Annotated in this window: 20 protein-coding genes and 1 other RNA gene; 16 read left to right on the top strand and 5 right to left on the bottom strand. The window is 36.4% G+C overall.

The window, feature by feature from the left end:
- The first annotated feature begins 82 nt into the window (after positions 1-82).
- The 14 genes from J3U59_RS03070 to J3U59_RS03005 all read left to right on the top strand — a co-directional run bounded on the left by J3U59_RS03070 (position 83) and on the right by J3U59_RS03005 (position 15,568).
- A complete protein-coding gene (locus J3U59_RS03070; protein ID WP_267333364.1) occupies positions 83-2,023 on the top strand; it encodes an exoribonuclease II in 1,941 nt (646 codons plus the stop codon).
- A 190-nt stretch (positions 2,024-2,213) separates the two neighbouring features.
- Positions 2,214-2,450, top strand: coding sequence for a YecH family metal-binding protein (locus J3U59_RS03065; RefSeq protein WP_267333363.1), 237 nt, complete (start codon positions 2,214-2,216; stop codon positions 2,448-2,450).
- A gap of 149 nt (positions 2,451-2,599) precedes the next feature.
- A complete protein-coding gene (locus J3U59_RS03060) occupies positions 2,600-3,265 on the top strand; it encodes a hypothetical protein (RefSeq protein ID WP_267333362.1) in 666 nt (221 codons plus the stop codon).
- Between the two features lie 69 nt (positions 3,266-3,334).
- Positions 3,335-4,846, top strand: a complete 1,512-nt coding sequence (locus J3U59_RS03055) for a glucan biosynthesis protein G (RefSeq protein WP_416379576.1) — start codon at positions 3,335-3,337, stop codon at positions 4,844-4,846.
- Between the two features lie 23 nt (positions 4,847-4,869).
- The gene (gene mdoH / locus J3U59_RS03050; RefSeq protein WP_267333360.1) at positions 4,870-7,227 is read left to right on the top strand and encodes a glucans biosynthesis glucosyltransferase MdoH; all 2,358 of its coding nucleotides are present in this window, start codon (positions 4,870-4,872) and stop codon (positions 7,225-7,227) included.
- A 67-nt stretch (positions 7,228-7,294) separates the two neighbouring features.
- On the top strand, positions 7,295-8,269 hold the full coding sequence (gene epmA, locus J3U59_RS03045; protein WP_267333359.1) for an elongation factor P--(R)-beta-lysine ligase: 975 nt from the start codon (positions 7,295-7,297) through the stop codon (positions 8,267-8,269).
- Between the two features lie 45 nt (positions 8,270-8,314).
- Entirely contained in the window at positions 8,315-9,622 is a 1,308-nt protein-coding gene (gene rmuC / locus J3U59_RS03040; protein WP_416379575.1) for a DNA recombination protein RmuC, read from the top strand.
- 151 nt (positions 9,623-9,773) lie between these two features.
- The gene (gene xseB / locus J3U59_RS03035) at positions 9,774-10,019 is read left to right on the top strand and encodes an exodeoxyribonuclease VII small subunit (RefSeq protein ID WP_267333357.1); all 246 of its coding nucleotides are present in this window, start codon (positions 9,774-9,776) and stop codon (positions 10,017-10,019) included.
- Entirely contained in the window at positions 10,009-10,881 is an 873-nt protein-coding gene (ispA, locus tag J3U59_RS03030; protein ID WP_267333356.1) for a (2E,6E)-farnesyl diphosphate synthase, read from the top strand. The genes xseB and ispA overlap by 11 nt, the downstream gene beginning before the upstream one ends.
- Before the next feature lie 14 nt (positions 10,882-10,895).
- Complete coding sequence (gene dxs / locus J3U59_RS03025) at positions 10,896-12,758, top strand: 1-deoxy-D-xylulose-5-phosphate synthase (protein WP_416379574.1); 1,863 nt, start codon at positions 10,896-10,898, stop codon at positions 12,756-12,758.
- Between the two features lie 7 nt (positions 12,759-12,765).
- Positions 12,766-13,050, top strand: a complete 285-nt coding sequence (gene zapA / locus J3U59_RS03020; RefSeq protein ID WP_267333354.1) for a cell division protein ZapA — start codon at positions 12,766-12,768, stop codon at positions 13,048-13,050.
- A 65-nt stretch (positions 13,051-13,115) separates the two neighbouring features.
- Positions 13,116-13,296: non-coding RNA, 6S RNA (gene ssrS / locus J3U59_RS03015), on the top strand.
- A gap of 31 nt (positions 13,297-13,327) precedes the next feature.
- Positions 13,328-13,873 (top strand): 5-formyltetrahydrofolate cyclo-ligase, encoded by a 546-nt coding sequence (locus J3U59_RS03010; RefSeq protein ID WP_267333353.1) that lies wholly within the window; start codon positions 13,328-13,330, stop codon positions 13,871-13,873.
- A gap of 234 nt (positions 13,874-14,107) precedes the next feature.
- On the top strand, positions 14,108-15,568 hold the full coding sequence (locus J3U59_RS03005) for a catalase (protein ID WP_267333352.1): 1,461 nt from the start codon (positions 14,108-14,110) through the stop codon (positions 15,566-15,568).
- 124 nt (positions 15,569-15,692) lie between these two features.
- On the opposite strand, the gene J3U59_RS03000 is transcribed toward J3U59_RS03005, so the two are convergent.
- From J3U59_RS03000 to purH, 5 genes are all read right to left on the bottom strand, one after another.
- A complete protein-coding gene (locus tag J3U59_RS03000; protein ID WP_267333351.1) occupies positions 15,693-16,316 on the bottom strand; it encodes a hypothetical protein in 624 nt (207 codons plus the stop codon).
- A 4-nt stretch (positions 16,317-16,320) separates the two neighbouring features.
- Positions 16,321-17,076 (bottom strand): 23S rRNA (guanosine(2251)-2'-O)-methyltransferase RlmB, encoded by a 756-nt coding sequence (gene rlmB / locus J3U59_RS02995; protein WP_267333350.1) that lies wholly within the window; start codon positions 17,074-17,076, stop codon positions 16,321-16,323.
- Positions 17,077-19,467: a ribonuclease R gene (rnr, locus tag J3U59_RS02990; RefSeq protein WP_267333349.1), complete on the bottom strand. Its 2,391-nt coding sequence runs from the start codon at positions 19,465-19,467 to the stop codon at positions 17,077-17,079.
- A gap of 242 nt (positions 19,468-19,709) precedes the next feature.
- Positions 19,710-21,002: a phosphoribosylamine--glycine ligase gene (gene purD / locus J3U59_RS02985; RefSeq protein WP_267333348.1), complete on the bottom strand. Its 1,293-nt coding sequence runs from the start codon at positions 21,000-21,002 to the stop codon at positions 19,710-19,712.
- 112 nt (positions 21,003-21,114) lie between these two features.
- Positions 21,115-22,707, bottom strand: coding sequence for a bifunctional phosphoribosylaminoimidazolecarboxamide formyltransferase/IMP cyclohydrolase (gene purH, locus J3U59_RS02980; protein WP_267333347.1), 1,593 nt, complete (start codon positions 22,705-22,707; stop codon positions 21,115-21,117).
- A gap of 249 nt (positions 22,708-22,956) precedes the next feature.
- On the opposite strand from purH, the gene idnO reads away from it, so the two are divergent.
- Positions 22,957-23,721, top strand: a complete 765-nt coding sequence (idnO, locus tag J3U59_RS02975) for a gluconate 5-dehydrogenase (RefSeq protein ID WP_267333346.1) — start codon at positions 22,957-22,959, stop codon at positions 23,719-23,721.
- Positions 23,722-23,841: 120 nt separating this feature from the next.
- Entirely contained in the window at positions 23,842-25,092 is a 1,251-nt protein-coding gene (locus J3U59_RS02970; RefSeq protein ID WP_267333345.1) for an MFS transporter, read from the top strand.
- The last annotated feature ends 109 nt before the right edge of the window (positions 25,093-25,201 follow it).

The raw sequence follows: 25,201 nt of genomic DNA, 5'->3' as shown, positions 1-25,201 counted from the left end.
GATGATTAATTAATTCAATAACAAAAATTGCAATAACTATGATAAAATCCCAGACTAATTTTTTCAAATAATGTTAAGACATATGTTCCAAAATAACCCACTATTAGCCCAATTAAAACAAGAACTTCATCAACAAACACCCCGCGTTGAAGGTGTTGTAAGAGCCCACGAAAAAGGATTTGGGTTTTTAGATGTTGATAATAAAACAAGTTATTTTATTCCTGTTGCTAAAATGAAAACGGTGTGTCATGGCGATAAAGTATCAGGAACCATCATCGCCAATAATGATAAAGAGTCTTTTGATCCAGAAATATTAATAGAAAGTGCGTTACAAAAATTCATCGGAAAAATTGGTTTTCAAGATAACGCAATGATTATCCATGCTGAAAATATGCCAGAAAATCTTGTTATTCGCTGTAAAGTCAATAAACACGTTACCGAAAAAATCAAAGAAGGTGATTGGGTAACTGCAACACTGATTGCCCATCCACTACAAGAAGATAAAAACAGCTTTTTTGCCGAAGTTACCCATTTTATTGCTGAAGATAACTCTAAATACCTTCCTTGGTTAAAAACATTAGCCCGCTATAATTTAGATGATAAAGCGCCAACAGCTAACACATTGGCAATAACAGAAAATGAGCTAACCGATCGTCAAGATTTAACCTATATCGATTTTTTTACGATCGATAGTGAAGATACTGAAGATATGGATGATGCCATATCGATTGAAAAAGATGCACACGGTAATTATTTACTCAAAGTAGCTATTGCCGACCCTACCGCTTATGTAAGCGAAAATAGTGAACTTGATGATATCGCTAAACAAAGAAGCTTTACAACGTACTTGCCTGATTTCAATATCCCAATGCTGCCAAAAGAGCTTGCTGATGAGCTTTGCTCACTAAAAGCCAATCAAAAAAGGCCAGCTATGGTATGTGAAGTAAAAATCGATGCTAATGGTAATATTGATGACAATGCAATTGCATTTATTCCTGCATTTATCGAATCGAAAGCAAAACTTTGTTACCATAATGTTTCTGATTTTTTAGAAAACGGCAGTTTACTATCATCTGATAATTTAACGATACCGGAGCAACTAAATTGGTTAGCTAGTCTAGCAACACTAAGGACAGCGTGGCGACAAAGTCATGCTTTGGTATTTAAAGATATGACTGACTATCGTTTTATGCTCGATGAGAACCGACAAGTAAAATCAATTATTAAAGAAACACGCGGTATTGCTAACCAAATCGTTGAAGAAGTGATGATAATAGCCAATCAAGCTTTAACCATGCACTTAACTGACAAAATTGGTTTTGGTATTTTTAATGTCCATGCGGGTTTTGACCCTAAATTTATGGAGCAAATTTTAAAGATCTTAAATGAACATGGCTTAACGCAATTTGATAAAGATGCTTTATTATCGTTTGAGGGGTATATCCAGCTGCGCCGTATCATCAATAACGATACCTTTTTAGCCTCGCGCCTGCGAAAATTTCAAAGTCCTGCCGATTTTTCCCTTGAGCCAAGACCACATTTTGGACTCGGATTTAACGCTTATGCAACATGGACTTCGCCAATTCGAAAATATGGCGATATGATAAACCATCGTTTAATTAAAGCTTACCTACGCCAGCTTCCATTAACGTCACCTAACATAGAGCTACTTAAAATAATGAGTGAAAAGCGTAAAACATTACGCCTCGCCGAGCGTGATATGGCTGAAAATCTTTATGCACAATATTTATCGGATAAAATTAGCCATTGTTTTACCGCTGAAATTATTGATATTAATCGCGGCGGTGCTCGGGTACGCTTAACGGATATTGGCGCTTTTGCATTTTTACCGCTGTCAATGATTCATCCTGTACGTGAGCAAATTTGCTCCCTTCCGGAAGAAGGCGTTATCAAAATTAAAGACGAAATTTGCTATAAACTAACCGATACTATTTCGGTTGTTATCCATCAAGTTAAAAAAGAAAATCAATCGATTATAGTGAAATTAGCGGATAGTCACTAATGCACATTTTTTTATCATGATAAGCGGTATTAATTTCTCATTTTTCCCCTGAAATCAATCAGGGGAATACTGACTAATAATTAATGATATTTTAACGCTTAACCTCTTTTTTTTCTTGATAATATCTGATATCTTTCTTCACTCATTAAAATAATTATTATAATTAAATAGGCAAGATGCAGAGGGTACTATGTTATCAATTCATGGGCATGAAGTCTTACATATGATGGCTGGCAATAGCTATACAGAATCATCTCTAAAGGAAGCTATCGAAAAACAGTTTGGAAAACATGCTAAATTTCACACTTGCTCTCAAACTGATATGGATTCAACACAACTTATCTGCTTTTTAAAATTAAAAGGTAAATTTAAACCCGTTACTGATGTTGAATTTACGGTCAATGAAACAAAGATTTGTCATCATTAAGTTTCAAAATATGTTTAAGTGTTTTGAGACTGTTATAAATTTAAATTAATCGTATAGTGTATTTAATAGAATATGAGTATATAATTTCGGGCAAAGACTAATAGCCAGCCCTCAAATTACAACTCTAAAATATATTCATGGAATTTAATATGAAAATTAGTAACATTTTAATCTGCGCAATTGTTCCTATTCTTGTCGCCAGTTGTGTACATAGATCGGCTGCACCGGTGAAAAAAATAGAACAGCCGATTGAAACAGATGAGTTAACATTAATCAAACAACAAACCGAATTAAACAATCCATATGTTGTTAATGCAAAAACACAATTACAGCAACTTATTGGCACAAAAAACTTCGATAATTACATTAAAAAAACCGGCATATTAAGTTGCCAAAATGATGAAAACCAATCATCTTGCGTGCTGAATTTTTACCTGACTGAATATTACAAATTAAAATATAATCAACAGATTAAGAAAGTTCTTGAAGAAAACCTGACCGAACATAAAATTGAATTGAGCAAAATAAAAGCAACACCTGCTAATATAAAAAATTATTGTGACCTCTCAGCAGATTTTCTTGCTGCTGTTTATACCAATGACAATCAGAAAGTTTCTAACTACTTCCAACCTTTATTCAAAATGTCAGAAGAAGATATGTCATCATTACATGCTAAAATCATCAAAGATAATTATTCACACTTCTTAATTGATGAAAATCCAAGTATTTTGCAAGAAATGAAAAGTGAGTTTCTTGAAAAATGTTTAGACGATCCAAAAGACAACATTATTAATTATATAAATATTTTTAGATAATCCTAACGCGAGTTTTTTATGCACAATTTATTACCAATTAGTCAGTTTAGTAAAACATTCACTGGCAAGATGCTTTGCGTAGTGTCGGCTTCTTGTATCAGTTTTTCTTCATGGGCTTTTTCGTTTAATGATGTGGTGACGCAAGCTGAAAATTTATCAAAACAAGCTTATGTACAACCAACTAAAAATATTCCAAACGAACTATCATCGTTACAATTCGCTGATTATCAGAAAATTCAATTTAATCACCAAAAAGCTTACTGGAGTGATCGAAAAAGCCGTTTTAAACTTGAGTTTTATCATGAAGGTATGTATTTTGATACGCCTGTAAAAATCAATGAAATTGTTAATAACCAAGTTAACGAGATTAAATTTGATCCAAGTTACTTCGATTTAAGCAAAATTAATCTCGATAAGTTAGACACAAAACATCTTGGTTTTGCTGGATTTAAAGTCCATTATCCAATTAATAATCCGACTAAAACAGATGACGAAATTTTCACTGCACTGGGTGGTAGTTATTTTAGAGCGGTAGGTAAAGATCAACGTTATGGACTTTCAGCAAGAGGGTTAGCCATCGATACGGGTGAAATGTCTGGTGAAGAGTTTCCTCGATTCAAAGAGTTTTGGATTGAAAGGCCGCTGCCTAATCAAAAACATTTAGTGATTTATGCACTTCTTGACTCTCCACGTGTAGCTGGTGCATATAAACTTACTTTGGTACCGAGTGTCGATACAACAATTACCGTTGAAGCTAAAGTATTCTTCCGAGATGGCGTGAAAAAACTCGGTGTCGCACCATTAACCAGCATGTATTTATATGGACCAAATCAACCTTCCCCATTACTTAATTATCGTCCTGCAATGCATGATTCAAATGGATTATCAATTTTGTCAAATAATAACGAATGGATTTGGCGACCACTCAATAATCCAAAACGTTTATCTTTCTCATCATATAGTTTAGATAATCCTAAAGGATTTGGGTTAATTCAGCGAGATAAAGGTTTTGATGATTATCAAGATCTTGATGATCACTATGAACAACGTCCGAGTGTTTGGACAGAAATTTTGGACGACTGGCACAAAGGACGAGTTGAATTAGTTGAAATCCCGACCGCAGACGAAACCAACGATAATATTGTCTCTTATTGGGTTCCAGAAAAACAATACAAAGCCGGTGACACTCTTAGTTTTAAATATCGCCTACATTATACATTGGATGAACAACGACGTTATCCAGATAATATAGCAAGAGCGATTAGTACTCGATTATCACTCGGTGATATTAAACAGGCTAACTTAATTCGTAAGCTTGATGGGTCTAATGCATATGTTATTGATTTTGCAGGACCTCAACTATCAGAACAAATTCCGGTGAAAGTCATATCAAGCATCAATAATGGTTCTATTGTCAGTAGTGATGTCCAGTACAATCCGGTTATTAAAGGTTGGCGAGTGCTGGTTCGATTTAATGTTGAAGATAATAAAAAACCAACGGATATCCGCATCCAATTAGCATCAGAAAAAACGAATGAAGTTTTATCTGAAACATGGAGCGGTCAATATCCTGGACAATAAAATTATAACAATAAGCCAATAATATGAAAAACAATTACTTTTCAACTCTTTCTGGCGCAGATAGCTGGCGCCAGAATTTAAAAAACAATGATATTCCTTCAGATGATAGTGAGTTTTTAAAATATCGCTTAAACCAAATTGGTGATACCTCAACTTATATCGATGAAAGAAAGCAGCAACCAAGTTACCCAGAAGTTGAACGGGTCTCGATTCAACCGCAAATATGGAATAAGCGTTATCACGCCAAAATGAAGCCAGGATTGAATATTTTAGCGTTGATACGCCGATTAATCATGTTTGCGCTTATTGTGGTTCAAACCTATTTTGGTACCAGCTATCTATCAACACTATTACCCTATCAAAGCTGGCAAAAAATTAATTTTATGGCCAACTGGGCAATTAATCCTGAATTGGCAATATATAGTATCATTCCTTATATTATACAATGGTTTATTATCGCTCTGTTTGCAATTTTATTTGCCTGGATCTCAATTGGATTTTGGACCAGTATTATGGGGCTTATTTTAGCTATTATGGGGAAAGATCGTTATACCATTGAAATCCCAAAAGATGCTGCAGCACATATTGATGCCAAACATCGTACAGCCCTTGTTATGCCAATTTGTAATGAAGATGTCGCACGTGTGTTTGCTGGGTTACAAGCAACTTATCAATCATTAGTGGAGACCGGAAACGCAGCTTGCTGTGATTTTTATATTTTGAGTGATACCAATGATCCCGATCTTTATGTCAACGAACTAAAAGCTTGGGCTGATTTTAATGCCCAAAAACAGAATAATGGTTGTAATGTTTTTTACCGCCATCGTAAACGTCGCGTTAAACGTAAAAGTGGCAATATTGATGATTTTTGCCGACGTTGGGGACATTTATATGAATATATGCTAATTCTTGATGCTGATAGCATTATGACAGGTGATTGCATACTGAATATGATTGCAATGATGGAGATGACACCTAAAGCAGGTATTTTACAATCTCCTCCAAAATCAGTCAGAATGAAAACCCTTTACGGACGAATTCAGCAATTTGCTAATCAAATTTATAGTGATATTTTCTGTTCTGGAACCCACTTTTGGCAACTCAGTGAAGCCCAATATTGGGGACATAATGCGATGATTCGCTTAAAACCATTTATTGAGCACTGTATTTTATCGCCACTACAAAAACGTAAGGGCTCTATTCATATTTTATCACATGACTTAGTCGAAGCTTCATTAATGCGCCGTGCAGGTTATGGTGTTTGGATTGCATATAACATGAATGGTAGCTATGAAGAGTTACCTGGAAATATGATTGAAGATCTTAAACGAGATAATCGATGGTGTATGGGGAATTTAATCAATTTACGCTTAATTTTTAAAAGTGGTATTACACTAACCCACCGTGTTATGTTTTTAACCAGTGGTATGGCATATATCTCATCTTTGTTATGGTTAATATTTTTGATCTTCTCAACATTACTGCTATTAGTTTTTAATTTGTCAGATCAGCAATATTTTTTCCAGCCAAATCAATTTTATCCTACCTGGCCCAAATGGGATGAAAATTTAGCAATCCAACTATTATCTACCACTATGGTATTATTATTTGCGCCAAAATTTTTCAGTTACGGCATTATTATTGCTAAAACAGGCGCTAAAGAGGTAGGTGGAATCTTTAAATTGACCCTATCTATATTTATTGAAATGATATGGTCAATGATTTTAGCGCCGATACGGATGATCTTTCACAGTAAATTTGTAATAAAAGCCTGGTTAGGGAGTAAAGTACAATGGAAATCACCTTCCAGAAACGATGATACCTTAACTTGGGGGGAATCGTTCTATTTTTGTTGGCCTCTTTCATTATTAGGCATAGTTTGGTTATGTATTATTATCTGGTTAAATCCGCAATTTACATTATGGTATATCGCCATACTTATCCCGTTAACCATTTCACCACTGGTCATTAGGGTATCGGGCTTATCAAGTATTGGTATCAAAGCGCAAAAAGCAGGTTTGTTTTTAACCCCTGAAGAAACACACCCAGCAAGAGCGGTAACACTTACAGGTGAGTATTTGGTTAAAACTGAAGCAAATATTGTTGAACATGGTTTTATAATGGCATTAGTTGATCCTTTGTATAATGCATTAGCTTGTGCATTATCCACATCGCGCCATTTATCTAATGTAAAAAATCAGCAAAAACGTAGTGAACTGATTGAACAATTTGAACAGGTTGATTTAGCAAAAATCAATAAAGAACAACAATTAGCAATTTTAGAAGACCCAATTATTCTTTCTGCACTTCATCGTCATATTTGGCAACAGCAAGAAAAATACGACAATTTATTCACTTTGTGGCAAAATGAACGCCAGTAATAAAAAATAGGGCATTAGCCCTATTTTCTTTTTTTAGTAACTAATCAAAATCCATGGATATTTTTTTATGACTTGGCAACCTTCCTCATCTATCAATAATTTACTTAAGCGCGCGAAAATTATTTCACAAGTACGACAATTTTTTGCTGATCGCTGTATATTAGAAGTCGAAACGCCGACATTGAGCCAATATGCTGTTACAGATGTACATTTAAGTTCATTTTCTACAACATTTTTTAAACCAGGTGAATTTGACGAACAACTTGGACGAAAGATGTCTTTAATCACCAGCCCTGAATATCATATGAAACGTCTACTTGCCGCTGGTAGTGGTCCAATCTTTCAAATATGCAAATGCTTTCGTAATCATGAAGAAGTTGGTCGTTTTCATAATCCAGAGTTTACCATGCTCGAATGGTATCGTATACAGTATGATATGATGCAAATGATTAACGAAGTCGATGACCTATTACAAACTATTTTAGACTGTGAGCCGGCTGAACGAGTCTCGTACCAAAAGGCGTTTCAACGTCATTTAAATATTGATCCACTAGAAGCCGATCACGCGACATTAGTAAAAGCCATTAACCAACTTGATATTGGTATTAATGTTGATGATTATGACAAAGATGGGCTATTACAATGCTTATTCACTTTTGGTGTAGAACCCCATATTGGACTTGAAAAACCGATTGCAGTGTATCACTTTCCCGCATCCCAAGCCGCATTAGCTGCAATTAGTAGTGAAGATCATCGTGTAGCTGGCCGTTTCGAGTTTTATTATAAAGGGGTTGAGCTTGCCAATGGTTTTAAAGAGTTAACTAATTCACAAGAGCAAAGACAACGTTTTGAGCAAAATAATTTAGATCGCTCTAAACAAAATCTACCTCAACAAAATATCGATATTGAATTACTTGCCGCCATGGAGTCAGGTTTACCGGATTGTGCAGGCGTTGCTATAGGCTTAGATCGTTTAATCATGTTAGCCCTCAATTCAACGACCTTAGATGACGTTATATCGTTCACTTTTGATAGGGCTTAAACCATGCTCGGAACTTTAGGTTTAACTCAATGGGTTGCTATCATCATGACTGTGATAGCATTGATATTATTAATTGTAGTGATTAAATCTAAACTCACTATAAATAATATAAATCAATTATTTGAATTGCAACTGTCGCAAAAAAATCATGAAAGTCAATCTTTGACTGAAAAGTTACAACAATTAGAAAATGAACTCAATCAATATCGTCTACAATATGTGACACAAAATGCAACTATTACTGAGCTAAAAACCCGTTTGGAAGAAACGAAAAGCTCAGCTTATGAAAAGCAATCAATTCTTGAGCAAAGTGAGCAGCGGCTAACAACTCAGTTTGAGAATTTAGCTAATCGAATTTTTGAGCAAAGTGGTAAAAGAATAGAACAACAAAATAAGCAAAGCCTTGATTATTTACTTTCTCCGCTAAAAGAGCAATTAGAAGGATTTAAAAAGCAGGTACAAGATAGCTTTGGTCAAGAGGCAAAAGAACGCCATACCTTGACGCATGAAATCCGTAATTTGCAACAACTTAATGAGCAGATGACAAAAGAGGCCAACAACCTAACTAACGCTTTGAAAGGTAATAATAAAACCCAAGGTAATTGGGGCGAATTTATTTTAAGTCAAATACTTGATAATTCAGGGCTAAGAGAAGGTTATGAATATGATACACAAGTTAATTTGACCAATGAAAACAATCTGCGATTGCAACCAGATGTTATCGTTCACTTACCACAAGGTGGAGATGTGGTCATTGACTCGAAAGTAACACTTGTTGCTTATGAACGTTATTTCAATAGCGATGATGATATGATTAAAAGTAAATCAATGGCTGAACATTTAGCCGCTGTACGTAATCACCTAAAACAACTAAGCCAAAAAGATTACCATAAACTTAATGGAATTAATTCGTTAGATTATATTTTAATGTTTATTCCTGTTGAGCCAGCGTTTTTATCGGCCATTGATCATGATCCTGCGTTGATTAACGATGCTTTAAAAAATAATATTATGATAGTCAGTCCAACCACATTATTAGTTGCTTTACGTACGATTCATAACTTATGGCGCTATGAATACCAAAACCGCAATGCTGAATTAATTGCCGACAAAGCAAGTAAATTATATGATAAAGTTCGTGGTTTTATTGAAGATATGGAAAACTTAGGAAATTGCCTTGATAAAGCTCAGCAAACTTATCAAAATTCGTTAAATAAACTATCCAAAGGACGTGGTAATATAATTGGACAAATTGAACGTTTTCGTGAAATGGGCATCGAAGTTAAAAAACCGATCAATCCTGATCTAGCTTTAATATCGAAAGATGAAGTAGATAGTGAAAACGAAGATTAACTGTTATTGTCAAATAATCTTAAATTGTGAATACCATGAGTTATTATGTTATTAAATTTTCAGAGGAAACACATATTTCAGCATAAAAATAACCTTATTTATCCTTATTGAAATTATGTGTACACTCATTTACGCAAAAAAGGAAGCGCATATGGCAAAAAAACCAGTGACAGAACCAAGTTTTGAACAAACACTTAAGCAACTTGAAGCGATTGTTTCACAACTGGAAAATGGTGATTTACCATTAGATGAAGCATTAAATGAGTTTGAAAAAGGGGTTAAATTAGCCCGAACGGGGCAAAAACAATTACAACAAGCAGAGCAACGTATTCAGATATTATTAGCTGAAAATAGTGATGCGCAGTTGTCTGAATTCTCAATTAATCATGATGAATAATCTTAATGTATTACAAGAACGGATTAATTCGTTTTTAGCAGCCTACATTTCGCAGTTTCCTTGTTCCGAATTACAACAAGCAATGCGTTATAGCTTGTTAGCAGGGGGTAAGCGAATTAGGCCTATTCTAGTTTATTTAACAGGACAGATGTTTAGTTGTTCACTCGCTAAACTTGATGATGCGGCGGCAGCCATTGAAGCAATACATACCTATTCGTTAATCCATGACGATTTACCCGCTATGGATAATGATGATTTACGTCGAGGCAAACCAACTTGTCACATAAAATTTGGGCAAGCGCAGGCAATATTAGCCGGCGATGCCTTACAAACGTTAGCATTCACTATACTCTCTGAAAGCCAACACATTAATGACCAAACTAAAATTTCAATGATTGCTGAACTAGCCAAAGCTAGCGGATTAAATGGCATGTGCATTGGACAGTCACTGGATTTACAAGCTGAACATCAAACGGTAACACTTGAGCATTTACAACAAATACACAATTATAAAACTGGTGCACTAATCAAAGCAGCCGTCCGACTTGGTGCGTTGGCATGTGGAGAAGACAGTAAACCTTACTATGCCATGTTAGACAGTTATGCTCAAGCAATTGGGTTAGCGTTTCAAATTCAGGATGATATTTTAGATATAATCGGTGAACAAGCAATTATGGGCAAACCTCAAGGTTCAGATATCGCGCAAGAAAAGAGCACGTATCCCGCTTTAATTGGACTACAATCAGCAATAAAAATGACCCAAACGTTGTATGACCAAGCTATCGATAGTCTTAACCAAATACCTTATGATAGCCAACCATTACAAAAACTGGCTGATTTTATTATTAATCGTAAAAGTTAAACAATAGCTCAATGATGACAATGAATTTGGATAATTATCCGTTACTAAAAACCATCAACTCGCCAGAAGATTTAAGACGATATCCTTTATCTCAATTACCCGAAATTTGTTGCGAGTTAAGACAATTTTTACTTGATAGCGTTAGCAAATCGAGCGGTCATCTTGCATCCGGATTAGGTGTTATTGAGTTAACTGTTGCATTACATTATGTATATTATACGCCCTTTGATAAGGTTATATGGGATGTTGGGCATCAAGCTTATCCACATAAAATTTTAACTGGTCGCCGTGATAAGATGCTCACGATTCGACAAAAAGATGGATTACATCCATTTCCTCATCGTGAGGAGAGTCTATATGACGTATTAACAACCGGTCACTCATCTACATCGATTAGTGTTGCGCTTGGAATAGCTATTAGCGAGCAAAAAAAACAATCAGGGCAAAAAGTTGCTGCAGTTATTGGTGATGGAGCATTAACTGCAGGCATGGCGTTTGAAGCCATGAACCATGCCGGGCATATTAAGCCAGATATGTTAGTGATTGTTAATGATAATGACATGTCAATTTCTGAAAATACAGGTGCGCTTAATCAACATCTAACCCAAATTTTATCAAGTAAAGCTTATGCCTCTTTTCGTGAAAGTGGTAAGCGAGTACTTGCCAATATTCCACCACTTAAAGAGTTATTTAAAAAAACGGAAGAACATTTAAAAGGATTAGTCACGCCAGCTATTTTATTTGAAGAACTTGGCTTTAATTATATAGGCCCCGTTGATGGGCATGATGTTGAAAATTTAGTTCTCACATTGCAAAAAGTGCGTCAACTAAAAGGACCACAACTACTTCATATTATTACCAAAAAAGGCAAAGGATATGCGCCAGCAGAACAAGATCCAACATTATGGCATGGCGTCCCTAAATTTAACCCAGTTGACGGAACGTTGCCTAAAACCAACAACGTTGCCCCAACTTATTCACAAGTCTTTGGCGATTGGTTATGTGAAATGGCAAAGCATGATAAACAGCTAGTTGCAATAACGCCAGCTATGGGTGAAGGATCAGGCATGACAAAATTTGCTGATCAATACCCTGATCAGTTTTTTGATGTCGCCATTGCAGAACAACATGCTGTCACGCTGGCAACAGGATTTGCAATTAGCGGTTTTAAACCTGTAGTTGCCATATACTCAACATTCTTACAACGCGCTTATGATCAAGTTATTCATGATGTTGCCATTCAAAATTTACCCGTACTATTTGCTATTGATCGAGCTGGGATTGTTGGCGCTGATGGTGAAACACATCAAGGTGCATTTGATCTAAGCTTTTTACGCTGTATACCCAATTTTGTTATTATGACACCAAGCGATGAAAACGAATGTCGGCAAATGCTCTATACCGGTTATTTACATCATGGCCCTGTTGCTGTGCGTTATCCTCGTGGTGAAGGTATTGGTGCTTTATTAAAACCGTTACAAACAATACCGTTAGGTCAGTCAAAATTGTGCCGTGAAGGGCAAAACATAGCTTTACTCAATTTTGGCACATTACTGCCTGAAGTTTTACAGGCAGCCAACCAAATTAATGCTACAGTCATAGATATGCGCTTTGTAAAGCCATTGGATGAAAAAGTCCTTTTGCACATTAGCCAAACACATAATATACTGGTCACCGTTGAAGAAAACAGTATCAAAGGCGGAGCTGGTAGTGGCGTCTGTGAATTTTTATTATCGAAAAAAATAAAATGTGATATTTTAAATATTGGGTTACCTGATAAGTTTATTGCGCAAGGATCACAAACTGAGGTTCGCAATGAACTGGGTTTAAACTGTGAACATATTATCAAAAAAATTAATAATTTTATAAAACAATAGGTTAAATATGGAAACTAAAGCTGTCACTATTCAAATTTTTGGACGTACTTTAAAATTTAATTGTCCGGTTGATGAAGTTGACGCACTCGCTAATGCCGCAAAAGACTTAGATGCGCGCTTAAATAATTTACGTGAAAAGTCATCACAAATAAGTAGTGAACAACTCATTATGACCGCAGCACTGAATATTTCTTACGAACTAACAAAAGAAAAAGAAAAAAGTAATGAATTCAGTGATAGATTAAAAATGTTACAACAATTACTTGATTCAGCTTTAAATGGCAATAATTAACGGTTTTAATTGTAAATTTAATCAAAACGATCTTGTATCATTTGTTAATTTTAGTAATATTATACCCATCTCTGAGATGTTCGCGATATGGGTTAGTCCCCTGAGCCGATATTCTTTACTTTAGAACGGTGTGATTTTCAATTGGTGTGTATGCCTTATTGATAAGGAAACCTAAAAATTGGAACATGCTGTTCACCTTGAACCTTGGGTTCAAGGGTTACGACCCTAACGACATCTTGGAGTGCCTTTCATTGTTTTGACTTTGTAGTGGTAATTGATGAACATTAGACAGATTATCCGTCAAAAAAGACGGCAATTATCCCACCATGAACGCCAAGTTGCCCAGCAAAATATTTATCATAAAATTACCCATCATGCCGATGTTAATTCAGCTCAAAATATAGCGATATTTCTACCATTTGATGGAGAAATCGATACGCTACCAATAATCGAATACCTCTGGCAACAAAATAAATCTGTTTATTTACCCATTATTCATCCATTTGTGAAAACACATTTATTGTTTTTACACTACACCCCAAATACGCCTTTATTAAAAAATCGGTTTGGTATTTTACAACCGGCTTTAAACGTTTCAACTATCATACCGTATCAAAAACTTGATATTATCTTTACGCCATTGGTTGCATTTGATGAACGAGGATACCGAATGGGAATGGGCGGTGGCTATTATGATAGGCTACTTGAAAACTATCCAATATACAATATTAAACCTATTGGACTCGCTTTTGCTTGTCAAAAAGTCGAAAAAATCAATAATCAACCTTGGGATGTTCGATTGCCAGAAATTATTTATGCTTAACTGATAACCAAGCCCAAAGGATAAATACGAATCATTCGCATTATTACCCCAAAAAACATCAATTTATTTTATTTATCTATGATAAAAACCAAATTTAGCTATATAATAATTTAGCGTTAACTTTTTATCATGCACTACCGCCCTATTCTTTTGTCTTTTGAGCCAATATTTAATTCCAAATGGAGATAAATATTCTTGAAAGCACGTTATAAATATTTAAAAAGGAGTATTGCAATGTCAGAAAATAAAGTATTAACCACCAACAACGGCGCACCAATTGCCGATAATCAAAATTCTCGCACTGCTGGTCCTCGAGGCCCTGTATTACTCGATGATTACCAACTTATCGAAAAACTAGCCCAATTCAATCGCGAAAATATTCCTGAGCGTCGAGTCCACGCCAAAGGATCGGGAGCACACGGTACTTTTACAGTAACAAATGATATAACAAAATATTCATTTGCCAGTATATTTGCTAATGTTGGAAAACAAACACCTGTTTTTGTGCGATTTTCAACCGTAGGCGGTGAACGTGGTTCTTCTGATACAGCCCGCGATCCACGTGGTTTTTCAGTAAAATTTTACACAGATCAGGGTAACTGGGATATTGTTGGCAACAATACACCAGTATTTTTTATTCGTGATGCAATTAAATTCCCGGATTTTATTCATACCCAAAAACGTGATCCCAAAACAAACCTAAAAGATCCGCAAATGATGTGGGATTTTTGGTCCTTATCACCAGAATCACTTCATCAAGTGACCATTTTATTTTCTGATAGAGGAATTCCTGATGGTTACCGCCATATGCATGGGTATGGTAGTCATACTTATAGCCTTATCAATAAAGATGGGGTAAGAACTTGGGTGAAGTGGCATTTCAGAACTGAACAAGGAATTAAAAATATTGATCCTAAAAAAGCCTCAGAAATGGACGGAACTAATCCTGATTCAGCTCAAGAAGATCTATTCAAGGCGATTGAAAATGGCGACTATCCAAAATGGCGGCTTTATATGCAAGTGATGACTGAAGAACAAGCCGATCAACATCCAGAAAACCCTTTTGATGTGACTAAAGTTTGGTCACAAAAACAGTATCCATTAATCGAAGTCGGTGTAATGGAACTGAATCGAAACCCTGAAAATTATTTTGCTGAAGTCGAACAAGCCGCTTTTGAACCAAGTAATATAGTACCAGGAATAGGTTTATCTCCAGATAAAATGTTACAAGGTCGAGTTTTTGCTTATGCCGATGCTCACCGTTATCGAATTGGTACGAATTATCAACAATTACCTATAAATGCACCAAAATGTCCGGTACATAATTATCAGCGTGATGGCGCAATGCGTTTTCACAGCCCAGATAATGCGCCTAACTATGAACCGAATAGCGTTGATAGTGCACCTAAAGAGCAACCACAATATGCCTACCCGCCTATGCATGTCCCGGCAGGCACAATGGATAAGCATGATCATCGTGTTGATGGTGATTATTATTCACAACCAAGAGCATTATTCAATTTAATGAAACCAGATCAAAAACAGTTATTAATTGATAATATTGTTGGGTCGATGAAAAATGTTGATCGCAATATACAAATTCGTCAATTAAAACATTTTTATAAAGTTCATCCCGACTATGGGCAAGGTGTCGCTAAAGGTCTCGGTATTGATGTTAATTTAATCAAAGATTAACTTCATAAACAAGAAAAGCCGACGTAATAACGTCGGCTTTTTTATTTTTCAGATAACATGAACATTATTGAATAGTAAACGTTGTTACAAATATCTATAAAAAAATGAATTAACTTGATTAAAATTATTTAGCTTTATTTTTTTTAGTTAATTTTTTTAAGATAATCGACATTAATGGTCGATGGCATTTATATATCATATCAGGTGAAACCATAATCAATTCGGCAAGTGGTACTGTCCAATCGGGTTTGTCGGTATTGTCTAAATGTTTATCATCGATTGGAATCTCAATAGTATAACGCTGCGTATTGGCAAATAGCTGTTGTTTTTTAGCAATATCATTATCATCTTCATCACTCAGCATTTTACAATTATCAAGGATTTGCTGGGCGAAAATATCTGGCCAATTTTCTACGACATTTTTCATTTGCACATAATCAGAAATGTGTCTTAGCATGTCACGAAACAGTAGCAAATAGACCATTTGGACATTACGCCCCGATAAACTTGCTATCTGCTCGTCAGTTAGCGCTTTATTGATAACACTTGGACCCCATTTAAAAAACAGCGTATCTTTGTACATGTTTACAATCGGTTTTATTCGACGGTACTGTGTTTTAACTAGCTTATCAATTTCATGTGAAATTTGCAGAGTTGGGTAACCAACTCTGTTACGTCCATTAAGATCCCGCTCAGACAGCGATTTTTGCTGTTTTTTGGGCAAGAGTTTTTTTAACAATCCTAACATATTGTCATCCTTGTGATTGTTCTTTTTGCCGAACAATTTCGAACAGACAAACGCCAGTAGCGACCGATACATTTAGCGATGAGACAATTCCTGCCATCGGTATACTCACAAGTTCGTCACAATGTTCTTTCGTCAATCGACGCATGCCTTCTCCTTCTGCGCCCATGACTAAAGCAAGAGAGGTGGGTTTAGTAAAAAAATTGGTTTGATAAAGTGTTTTATCTGCTTCACCAGCAGTACCCACAATCCAAACTTGATATTCATCTTGCAACATACGCATTGTACGCGCTAAATTGGTCACCCTAACCACCGGCACACTTTCAGCCGCACCACAAGCAACTTTTTGTGATGTAGAGTTTAGCGAAGCGGAGCGATCTTTAGGCACAATAATAAAATTAACACCAGCAGCATCAGCCGTTCGTATACAGGCACCTAAATTATGCGGATCAGTGACACCATCTAAAATCAATATAACAGGATTCAATTCTTGTTCCATCAACAATGGAATATCGTTTTCTTGATAACTTCGACAAGGTTTTACCATAGCTAAAATACCTTGATGGACACCGTTCTTAGATTTTTCATCAAGCCATTGACGGTTAGTTATTTTCACCGGTAAAGCTAACTGTTCAAGCTGATGAACCAGTGAAATAAGGCGTTTATCTTCTCGACCTTTAATAATAAATACTTCAATAATTCTTTCCGGCGCACGGGTAAGCAGTGCTTCAATGGCATGAATGCCATAAACTGTTTCACTCATCTATTTGCTACTCTTTTTTCGTTTATTACTGGTTTTTGACTTTGCTCGTTTACTGTTTTTATTTTTAGGTTTACTTTCAATTTTACTTTGAGATTTTTCACTATTTTTACTGGTGGATTTTGTACTTTTGCGCTTAACAGGTCGATCAATTTTTGGCTTTTTCTGTTCTTGTTTCGATTTAGTCTTCGCTGTTTTACCTTGACGCATTGGTTTATTATTGCTGCCTACCAATGAAAAATCAATTTTACGCTCTTCTGGATTGACATTATCGACTTTAACTTGAACTTTATCGCCCAGACGATAACTGTAACGAGTATTTTCACCAATTAAACGATTACGTGATGGATCAAAAATATAATAATCGTTTTCTAGCGAGGATACATGAACCAAACCATCAATAAACAGATCATCTAAACGGACAAAAAATCCAAAATTAACCACACTTGAAATCGTGCCATTAAATACTTCACCAACATGATCTTGCATATAATCGCATTTAAGCCAATCAACAACATCGCGTACTGCTTCATCAGCTCGCCGTTCAGTCATGGAGCAATGTTCACCAAAATAGAGCATTTCATTCATAGTATAACGGTGCCCACCAGTTTTACTGGTTTTATCAAGCTCATTGGCTAAAATCCATTTAATCGTGCGGTGCAATAATAAATCAGGATAGCGACGAATTGGCGAAGTAAAATGCGCATATTCATCTAACGCTAAACCAAAATGACCTCGATTTTCGGGATCATAGATAGCCTGCTTCATGGAACGAAGTATCACCGTTTGTAGCATTTCATGATCAGGACGTTCTTCAATTGCTAACATCAATTGGGCAATATCTTTAGATTTAGGATTGGTTCCGCCACCCAGTGATACGCCTAATTCGCTTAAAATACTTCGCAAATTATTCATGCGATCTTCATCGGGTTTATCATGGACGCGAAACAGTGAAGGCACGTTTGCCTTAATAACCAATTTGGCTGCTGCTACATTAGCTAAAATCATGCACTCTTCAATAATTTTATGGGCAACATTGCGCTGCACGAGCTCAATACTTTCAATACGTTTATCGGCATTAAAAATAAATTTTGGCTCTTCTGACTCAAAACCTATCGCACCACGTAAGACTCTTGAATTATCGAGCACATTATATAATCCGTAAAGATTTTCCAGATGAGGAACTAAATCATGATAATGTTCTTGTAACTCGCGATCACCTTCTAAAATTTTAGCCACTTTAGTATAGGTTAGCCGAGCATGCGAATTCATCACCGCTTCATAAAATTGATAACTTGTTAATCGACCTTTGTTCGATACCGTCATTTCACAAACTAAACATAACCGATCAACTTGTGGATTAAGTGAGCAAAGTCCGTTAGATAACGCTTCAGGTAACATTGGCACAACACGTGACGGAAAATAAACCGAGGTACCACGTAAACACGCTTCTTTATCAAGTGGTTTACCGGGACGAACATAGTAACTAACATCTGCAATGGCGACCCATAATCGATAGCCTCCACCTCGATTTTTTTGACAATATACCGCATCGTCAAAATCACGAGCATCTTCACCATCGATAGTCACTAAAGGAAGCTCTCGTAAGTCTTTTCGACCTTTTTTCGCACTTTCAGGAACGTGATCGCTAAATTTGCTCACTTCTTTTTCGACAGGTTTTGGTAATTCATAAGGAATTTCATGATTACGTAGTGCGATGTCGATAGCCAGATTGGTCCCCATGATTTCACCAAGAACCTCTTTAATAATACCGACTGCTTTTTGGCGGCGTTCAGGGCGTTTTTGCAACTCAACCACCACCACTGCGCCCATACGCACAGTGAGATTAGGTTTGCCTGCAATTAAAATATCGAAGTTTAAACGGCTATCATCCGGTACTACAAACCCAACACCTTGTTCAATAAAATAACGTCCGACAATTTGGTTACTACGAGGTTCTAAAATACGAACAACACGCGCTTCTGTTTTTCCACGATATTGATTACCCATAGGTTGAGCTAAAATAACATCACCTTGCAGTACCTTTTTCATCTGATCCGGCGATAAAAAATAATCCTCAGGCTGACCTTCTACACGCAAAAAACCAAACCCATCACGATGCGCAATGACACTGCCTTTAACCATCGCAAATTTTTCTGGCAAGGCGTAGCATTTACGGCGCGTAAAGACAACTTGTCCATCACGCTCCATTGCGCGCAAACGACGATGTAACGCGACTTTTTGCTCTTCGTTTTTAATTGCAACAGCCTGCGCAATTTTCTCTAAACTTGCGGGTTTGGCTTCTTTAGTTAAATAATCTAAAATAAGTTCGCGGCTCGCTATGGGAGATTCATATTTTTCTGCTTCTCGATCAAAGAAGGGATCTTTTATCATAAGGGATATCCGGTGATCTAATATTGCTGTTAGCATAACATAGAGTGGTATAACTTAAAATGAACATTATTGATCAGGCAAGAATAATCTTTACCTACCTCACTGAATAAAAATAGAAGTGTTTCTATTGATTTTATTTGATTTTTTTAAAGTTATTACTATGATTTTTTTAGTATGTTTTTTTATTTTGCCTACATTAAAAATATGGCGCTGTTATTAGCGCCATCATTGTATAGTGTCATTTATTGGTTAAGCTTTTCTCGTTCAATTGCCCGATAACCAATATCTTTACGATAAAAACAACCATGCCAATAAATATCTTTAATTTGTTCATAAGCGCGCTTCTGCGCTTCAAGCACAGTATTACCTAAAGCTGTTACGCAAAGCACTCGACCACCATTGGTATAAACTCGTCCTTTTTCTAAACTGGTACCAGCGTGAAATATTTTACAATCTTGAGTTGATTCTGTCGGTAAACCAAGAATGACATCTTGGGTATTATATTCACCAGGATAACCACCGGCGGCTAATACTACCCCCAATGCTGGTCTTGGATCCCATTTCGATTTGACGGTATCTAATTTACCCTCGACAGCTGCAAGGCAAAGTTTCACTAAATCAGATTGCAGTCGCATCATAATAGGTTGCGTTTCAGGATCGCCAAATCGACAATTAAATTCAATGACTTTAGGGTTGCCTTCTTTGTCAATCATTAACCCAGCATATAAAAAGCCAACATAAACATTACCTTCCTCAGCCATACCATTGATTGTCGGGTAAATAATTTGATCCATCACTCGGCTGAAAACTTCATCAGTAACAACAGGGGCAGGCGAATAAGCGCCCATACCACCAGTATTTAAACCAACATCACCATCCCCAACACGTTTATGATCTTGGCTCGTTGCCATAGGTTCAACATTTTTACCATCAACCATGACAATAAAGCTGGCCTCTTCACCTTCTAAAAACTCTTCAATGACAACTCGGTGCCCAGCATCACCAAAGGCATTTCCCGCTAGCATATCGCGCACCGCATCTTCAGCTTCTTTTATTGTCATTGCAACAATCACCCCTTTACCTGCCGCAAGGCCATCGGCTTTAATAACAATTGGCGCGCCTTTTTGACGAATATATTCAATGGCCGGAGTAACTTCGGTAAAATTTTGATACTCTGCAGTAGGTATATGATGTCTGGCTAGAAAATCTTTAGTAAATGCTTTAGATCCTTCTAATTGTGCGGCAGATTTTGTTGGACCAAAAATTTTTAATCCTGCTTTTTGAAAGCTATCTACCACACCTATCACTAATGGGGCTTCAGGTCCGACAATGGTTAAATCGATGTGTTCTTGCTGTGCAAAATTTAACAATCCCCCAACGTCCGTTGCTTTAATGTTAATATTTTCTAAATTCGGTTCAAGCGCAGTGCCTGCATTGCCGGGTGCAACAAAGACTTTTGAAACTAATGGTGATTGTGCTACTTTCCAAGCTAGAGCATGTTCACGCCCACCATTACCAATGACTAAAACTTTCATAAAAGATCCTTTAAAAACTTTAAGCTAAAAAGCGAGGTGAAATTTGAGTTTTTGCAAACTGAGTTTAGCACGCTCTTTTCTCGTGACATTGTATTGTCTTGTTATTCAATTATTAGTGTCTAAAATGACGCATATGGGTAAAAATCATTGCAATATTATGTTCATCTGCTGCCTGTATGACTTCGTCGTCACGAATCGATCCACCCGGCTGAATCACACAGGTGACGCCCACCGCTGCGGCTGCATCAACGCCATCTCGAAATGGGAAAAAAGCATCAGAGGCAACAACGGAACCTGCAACTTGTAAGTTTTCATCTTGCGCTTTAATTCCTGCAATTTTTGCTGAGTATACTCGACTCATTTGCCCCGCACCAATACCAATTGTCATATTATCCTTGGCATAAACAATTGCATTTGATTTAACAAATTTAGCCACTTTCCAACAAAATATTGCATCTGAAAGTTCTTTAGCTGTTGGTTTTCGTTTAGTTACTACAGTCAATTGAGTTTCATCAACTGTGCCTAAATCACGCTCTTGCACCAAAAGTCCACCGTTTACTCGTTTAAAATCTAAGCTGGCTTTCGATGATGTTGATAATTTTCCGGATTCTAATACACGCACATTTTTCTTAGTTTGTGTAATCGCTAACGCCTCTTGCGTCACTGATGGCGCAATAATGACTTCAACAAATTGTTTATCAACAATAGTTTGTGCTGTTTTAGCATCTAACGTTCGATTAAAAGCGATAATGCCACCAAATGCCGACGTCGGATCAGTTTTAAATGCATTTAAATACGCGGTTAAAATATTATCACTCACCGCAACACCGCAAGGATTAGCGTGTTTTACAATCACACAAGCTGGTTCAGCAAATGATTTTACACATTCAAGTGCTGCATCTGTATCTGCAATATTGTTATACGAAAGTGCTTTACCTTGTAGTTGTTTAGCGGTTGCAATTGAAGACTCTTGGATATCTTCTTCAATGTAAAAAGCCGCTTTTTGATGAGCATTTTCGCCATAACGCATGTCTTGTTTCTTAATAAATTGCAGATTGAGTGTTCGAGAAAATTCACCAGAAGGTTTATCGGTTTCACCATAATAAGGTGGCACCAGTCTTCCAAAATAATTAGCAATCATGCCATCATATTTAGCGGTATGTTCAAAAGCTTTAATCGCCAAATTAAACCGGTATTCGAAAGTCAGTGAATTTTGCTGTTTATCGAGCATATTAATAATTGTCGCATAATCACCACAATCAACAACAATAGCCACATCTTTGTGATTTTTAGCAGCAGATCGCACCATAGTTGGTCCACCAATATCAATATTTTCAACCGCATCTTGCAAGGTACAATCGGCTTTAGCCACGGTTTGAGCAAAAGGATATAAGTTAACCACAACCATATCGATAGGTTCGATGTGATGATTTTGCATTATTTGATCATCTATGCCACGTCGACCTAAAATTCCGCCATGAATTTTTGGGTGTAACGTTTTAACTCGTCCATCCATCATTTCAGGAAAACCCGTATAGTCAGATACTTCCGTTACCGGTATTTGATTTTCGATTAGCAATTTAGCGGTACCACCAGTGGAAAGGAGTTCTATTTTTCTAGCTGATAATGATTTGGCAAATTCAATGATTCCGGTTTTGTCAGAAACGCTTAATAAAGCGCGACGGATAGGACGATACTGCTGCATGAAAGGCTCCGAAGTTGATATTCTACATCCAAGTCAGTGAAGTGGTTATTATATATAAAACAAGGGTAGATGTTTAGTACTAAGTTTCTAAAAAGCCATCAAAAATTTTTAACCATAATATTTGAACTTGATCACATAACTGAGATTTTCCTGTCAATTGCGGCTTTGCTCACTTTATTTTTTTTATTTTTAGTAATAATGTTATGCGTAACTGTTATGCATAACATTATTATGAAAAGGGAGAAAAATATGCAATCTTTATTCGATTTAAAAGGCAAACGCGCTTTAATTACTGGTTCGGCTCAAGGTATTGGCAATTTATTAGCTAAAGGGTTGGGACAATATGGTGCCAGTATCATCATCAATGATATTACCGATGAAAGAGCAAAAAATGCTGCAACACAATTAGTCCAACAAGGTATTGATGCAGTCGGTATTGGTTTTGATGTGACGAACTCAAGTTCAGTTAAACAAGCAATTGATGATATTGAACAAAACATCGGACCTATCGATATCTTAATCAATAATGCGGGTATTCAACGACGTCATCCATTTACAGAATTTCCTGAAGCGGATTGGGACGCCATTATTAATGTTAATCAAAAAGCGGTGTTTTTAGTATCACAGCAAGTTGCCAAACATATGATTGCTCGCAAGCAAGGCAAAATTATTCATATTTGTTCAATGCAAAGCGAATTAGGGCGCGACACAATTACGCCTTATGCCGCATCAAAAGGTGCGGTAAAAATGCTGGTTAAAGGTATGTGTGTTGAGCTTGCTCGTTACAACATTCAAGTTAATGGTATTGGTCCGGGTTACTTTGATACTGAAATGTGTAAAGCATTAGTTGAAAATGCAGAATTCACCAAATGGCTATGCCAACGAACACCTGCTGCCCGCTGGGGAAAACCTGAAGAGCTTATTGGTTCAGCAGTATTTTTATCGTCAGCAGCATCGAACTTTGTCAACGGACATATTCTTTATGTGGATGGCGGTATGTTATCTGCGGTGTGATGTTTTTTACGGTGAGATCGTTATCAAATCACTTTTTTATCAATTTAATGCGTGTATTTGGTTTCGATATCTCCTTACCGACTGAACAATTTTCTTTATTATTAAATCACGAGAACTAATATGAATATCACTAATAAACTAGCCCCCTCTCGTTGGTGGCGATTGATGCCTATTATTTTTATTACCTATAGTTTAGCTTACTTAGATCGAGCCAATTATGGTTTTGCCGCAGCCGCCGGTATTAATAATGATCTTGGTATTACTAAAAGTACCTCTTCACTAATTGGCGCCCTCTTTTTTTTAGGTTATTTTTTCTTTCAAGTCCCTGGATCAATTTACGCAGTTAAACGTAGTGTACGAAAATTGATTTTTATTTGCCTAATTTTATGGGGAGGTTGTGCTGCATTAACCGGTATGGTTACTAATATTGCATCTTTAATGATCATCCGATTTGTTTTAGGTATTGTTGAAGCTGCCGTTATGCCTTCTATGTTAATCTACATTAGTACTTGGTTTACTAAAGCTGAGCGTTCAAAAGCCAATACGTTTTTAATTTTAGGTAATCCGGTTACTGTGCTTTGGATGTCAATTGTATCAGCTCACTTAATCGATCTTTATGGTTGGCGTGAAATGTTTATTATTGAAGGGCTGCCTGCCGTCCTTTGGGCGCTAATTTGGTGGATTGTAGTCCGAGATAAACCTTCACAAGTAAACTGGTTAACCGATAAAGAAAAAGCAGATTTTAAAGCGGTAATGGACAAAGAACAGCAAAATATTAAGCCTATGCGCAATTATGGCGAGGCTTTACGTTCAGGAAATGTCATTAAACTTTGTGCAGTTCATGCGCTATGGAGCATTGGTGTTTACGGTTTTATGATGTGGATGCCATCAATTATTAAATCTGCTGGTAATGTCGATATTGTCTCTGTTGGTTGGCTTTCAGCCATTCCGTATCTTGTTGCAATTACAATGATGTTAATTGTCTCTTATTATTCAGATAAATTGCAAAACCGAAAACTTTTTGTTTGGCCTTTATTATTAATTGCAACGATCGCTTTTTTTACCGCTTATGTATTAGGAAGTGAGCAATTTTGGATCTGCTTTATATTATTATCGATTGCTGCTGGGTGTATGTATGCACCTTATGGTCCTTTTTTTGCATTAATCCCTGAATTATTACCAAGTAATGTGTCAGGGGTTTCTATAGGTTTAATTAATAGTTTTGGCGCACTTGGTGCATTTATTGGCGCTTGGCTTGTTGGCGTGATAAACGCAGCAACTGGCAGTGCTGGAGCCTCATATGTTTTTATGGGAGCGGCATTGATTTTATCAGTAATATTAATGGCGAGTGTGAAAGCACCTAAACAGTAGTTATCCATTAAAAAAATAGGAAGATAATAGTAACGATTATCTTCTTATTTAGTACAGCAATAATGGGATTTATTTTTTATTTTTATTTTTACTGGTAAAATGACTAAAT

Origin of the sequence: Gilliamella sp. B3783 (genome assembly GCF_026536125.1) — a bacterium.
Classification (GTDB): Bacteria; Pseudomonadota; Gammaproteobacteria; order Enterobacterales; family Orbaceae; genus Gilliamella.
This window is presented reverse-complemented; position numbering and strand designations above follow the sequence as displayed.

Coding starts and splice junctions, on each gene's coding strand:
- xseB (WP_267333357.1), top strand. CDS start 9,774: ATGGCAAAAAAACCAGTGACAGAACCAAGTTTTGAACAAACACTTAAG.
- J3U59_RS03000 (WP_267333351.1), bottom strand. CDS start 16,316: ATGTTAGGATTGTTAAAAAAACTCTTGCCCAAAAAACAGCAAAAATCG.
- rlmB (WP_267333350.1), bottom strand. CDS start 17,076: ATGAGTGAAACAGTTTATGGCATTCATGCCATTGAAGCACTGCTTACC.
- idnO (WP_267333346.1), top strand. CDS start 22,957: ATGCAATCTTTATTCGATTTAAAAGGCAAACGCGCTTTAATTACTGGT.
- J3U59_RS02970 (WP_267333345.1), top strand. CDS start 23,842: ATGAATATCACTAATAAACTAGCCCCCTCTCGTTGGTGGCGATTGATG.
- rnr (WP_267333349.1), bottom strand. CDS start 19,467: ATGATAAAAGATCCCTTCTTTGATCGAGAAGCAGAAAAATATGAATCT.
- J3U59_RS03005 (WP_267333352.1), top strand. CDS start 14,108: ATGTCAGAAAATAAAGTATTAACCACCAACAACGGCGCACCAATTGCC.
- J3U59_RS03070 (WP_267333364.1), top strand. CDS start 83: ATGTTCCAAAATAACCCACTATTAGCCCAATTAAAACAAGAACTTCAT.
- J3U59_RS03055 (WP_416379576.1), top strand. CDS start 3,335: ATGCTTTGCGTAGTGTCGGCTTCTTGTATCAGTTTTTCTTCATGGGCT.
- mdoH (WP_267333360.1), top strand. CDS start 4,870: ATGAAAAACAATTACTTTTCAACTCTTTCTGGCGCAGATAGCTGGCGC.
- ispA (WP_267333356.1), top strand. CDS start 10,009: ATGATGAATAATCTTAATGTATTACAAGAACGGATTAATTCGTTTTTA.
- purH (WP_267333347.1), bottom strand. CDS start 22,707: ATGCAGCAGTATCGTCCTATCCGTCGCGCTTTATTAAGCGTTTCTGAC.
- rmuC (WP_416379575.1), top strand. CDS start 8,315: ATGACTGTGATAGCATTGATATTATTAATTGTAGTGATTAAATCTAAA.
- dxs (WP_416379574.1), top strand. CDS start 10,896: ATGACAATGAATTTGGATAATTATCCGTTACTAAAAACCATCAACTCG.
- J3U59_RS03065 (WP_267333363.1), top strand. CDS start 2,214: ATGTTATCAATTCATGGGCATGAAGTCTTACATATGATGGCTGGCAAT.
- J3U59_RS03010 (WP_267333353.1), top strand. CDS start 13,328: ATGAACATTAGACAGATTATCCGTCAAAAAAGACGGCAATTATCCCAC.
- J3U59_RS03060 (WP_267333362.1), top strand. CDS start 2,600: ATGAAAATTAGTAACATTTTAATCTGCGCAATTGTTCCTATTCTTGTC.
- epmA (WP_267333359.1), top strand. CDS start 7,295: ATGACTTGGCAACCTTCCTCATCTATCAATAATTTACTTAAGCGCGCG.
- purD (WP_267333348.1), bottom strand. CDS start 21,002: ATGAAAGTTTTAGTCATTGGTAATGGTGGGCGTGAACATGCTCTAGCT.
- zapA (WP_267333354.1), top strand. CDS start 12,766: ATGGAAACTAAAGCTGTCACTATTCAAATTTTTGGACGTACTTTAAAA.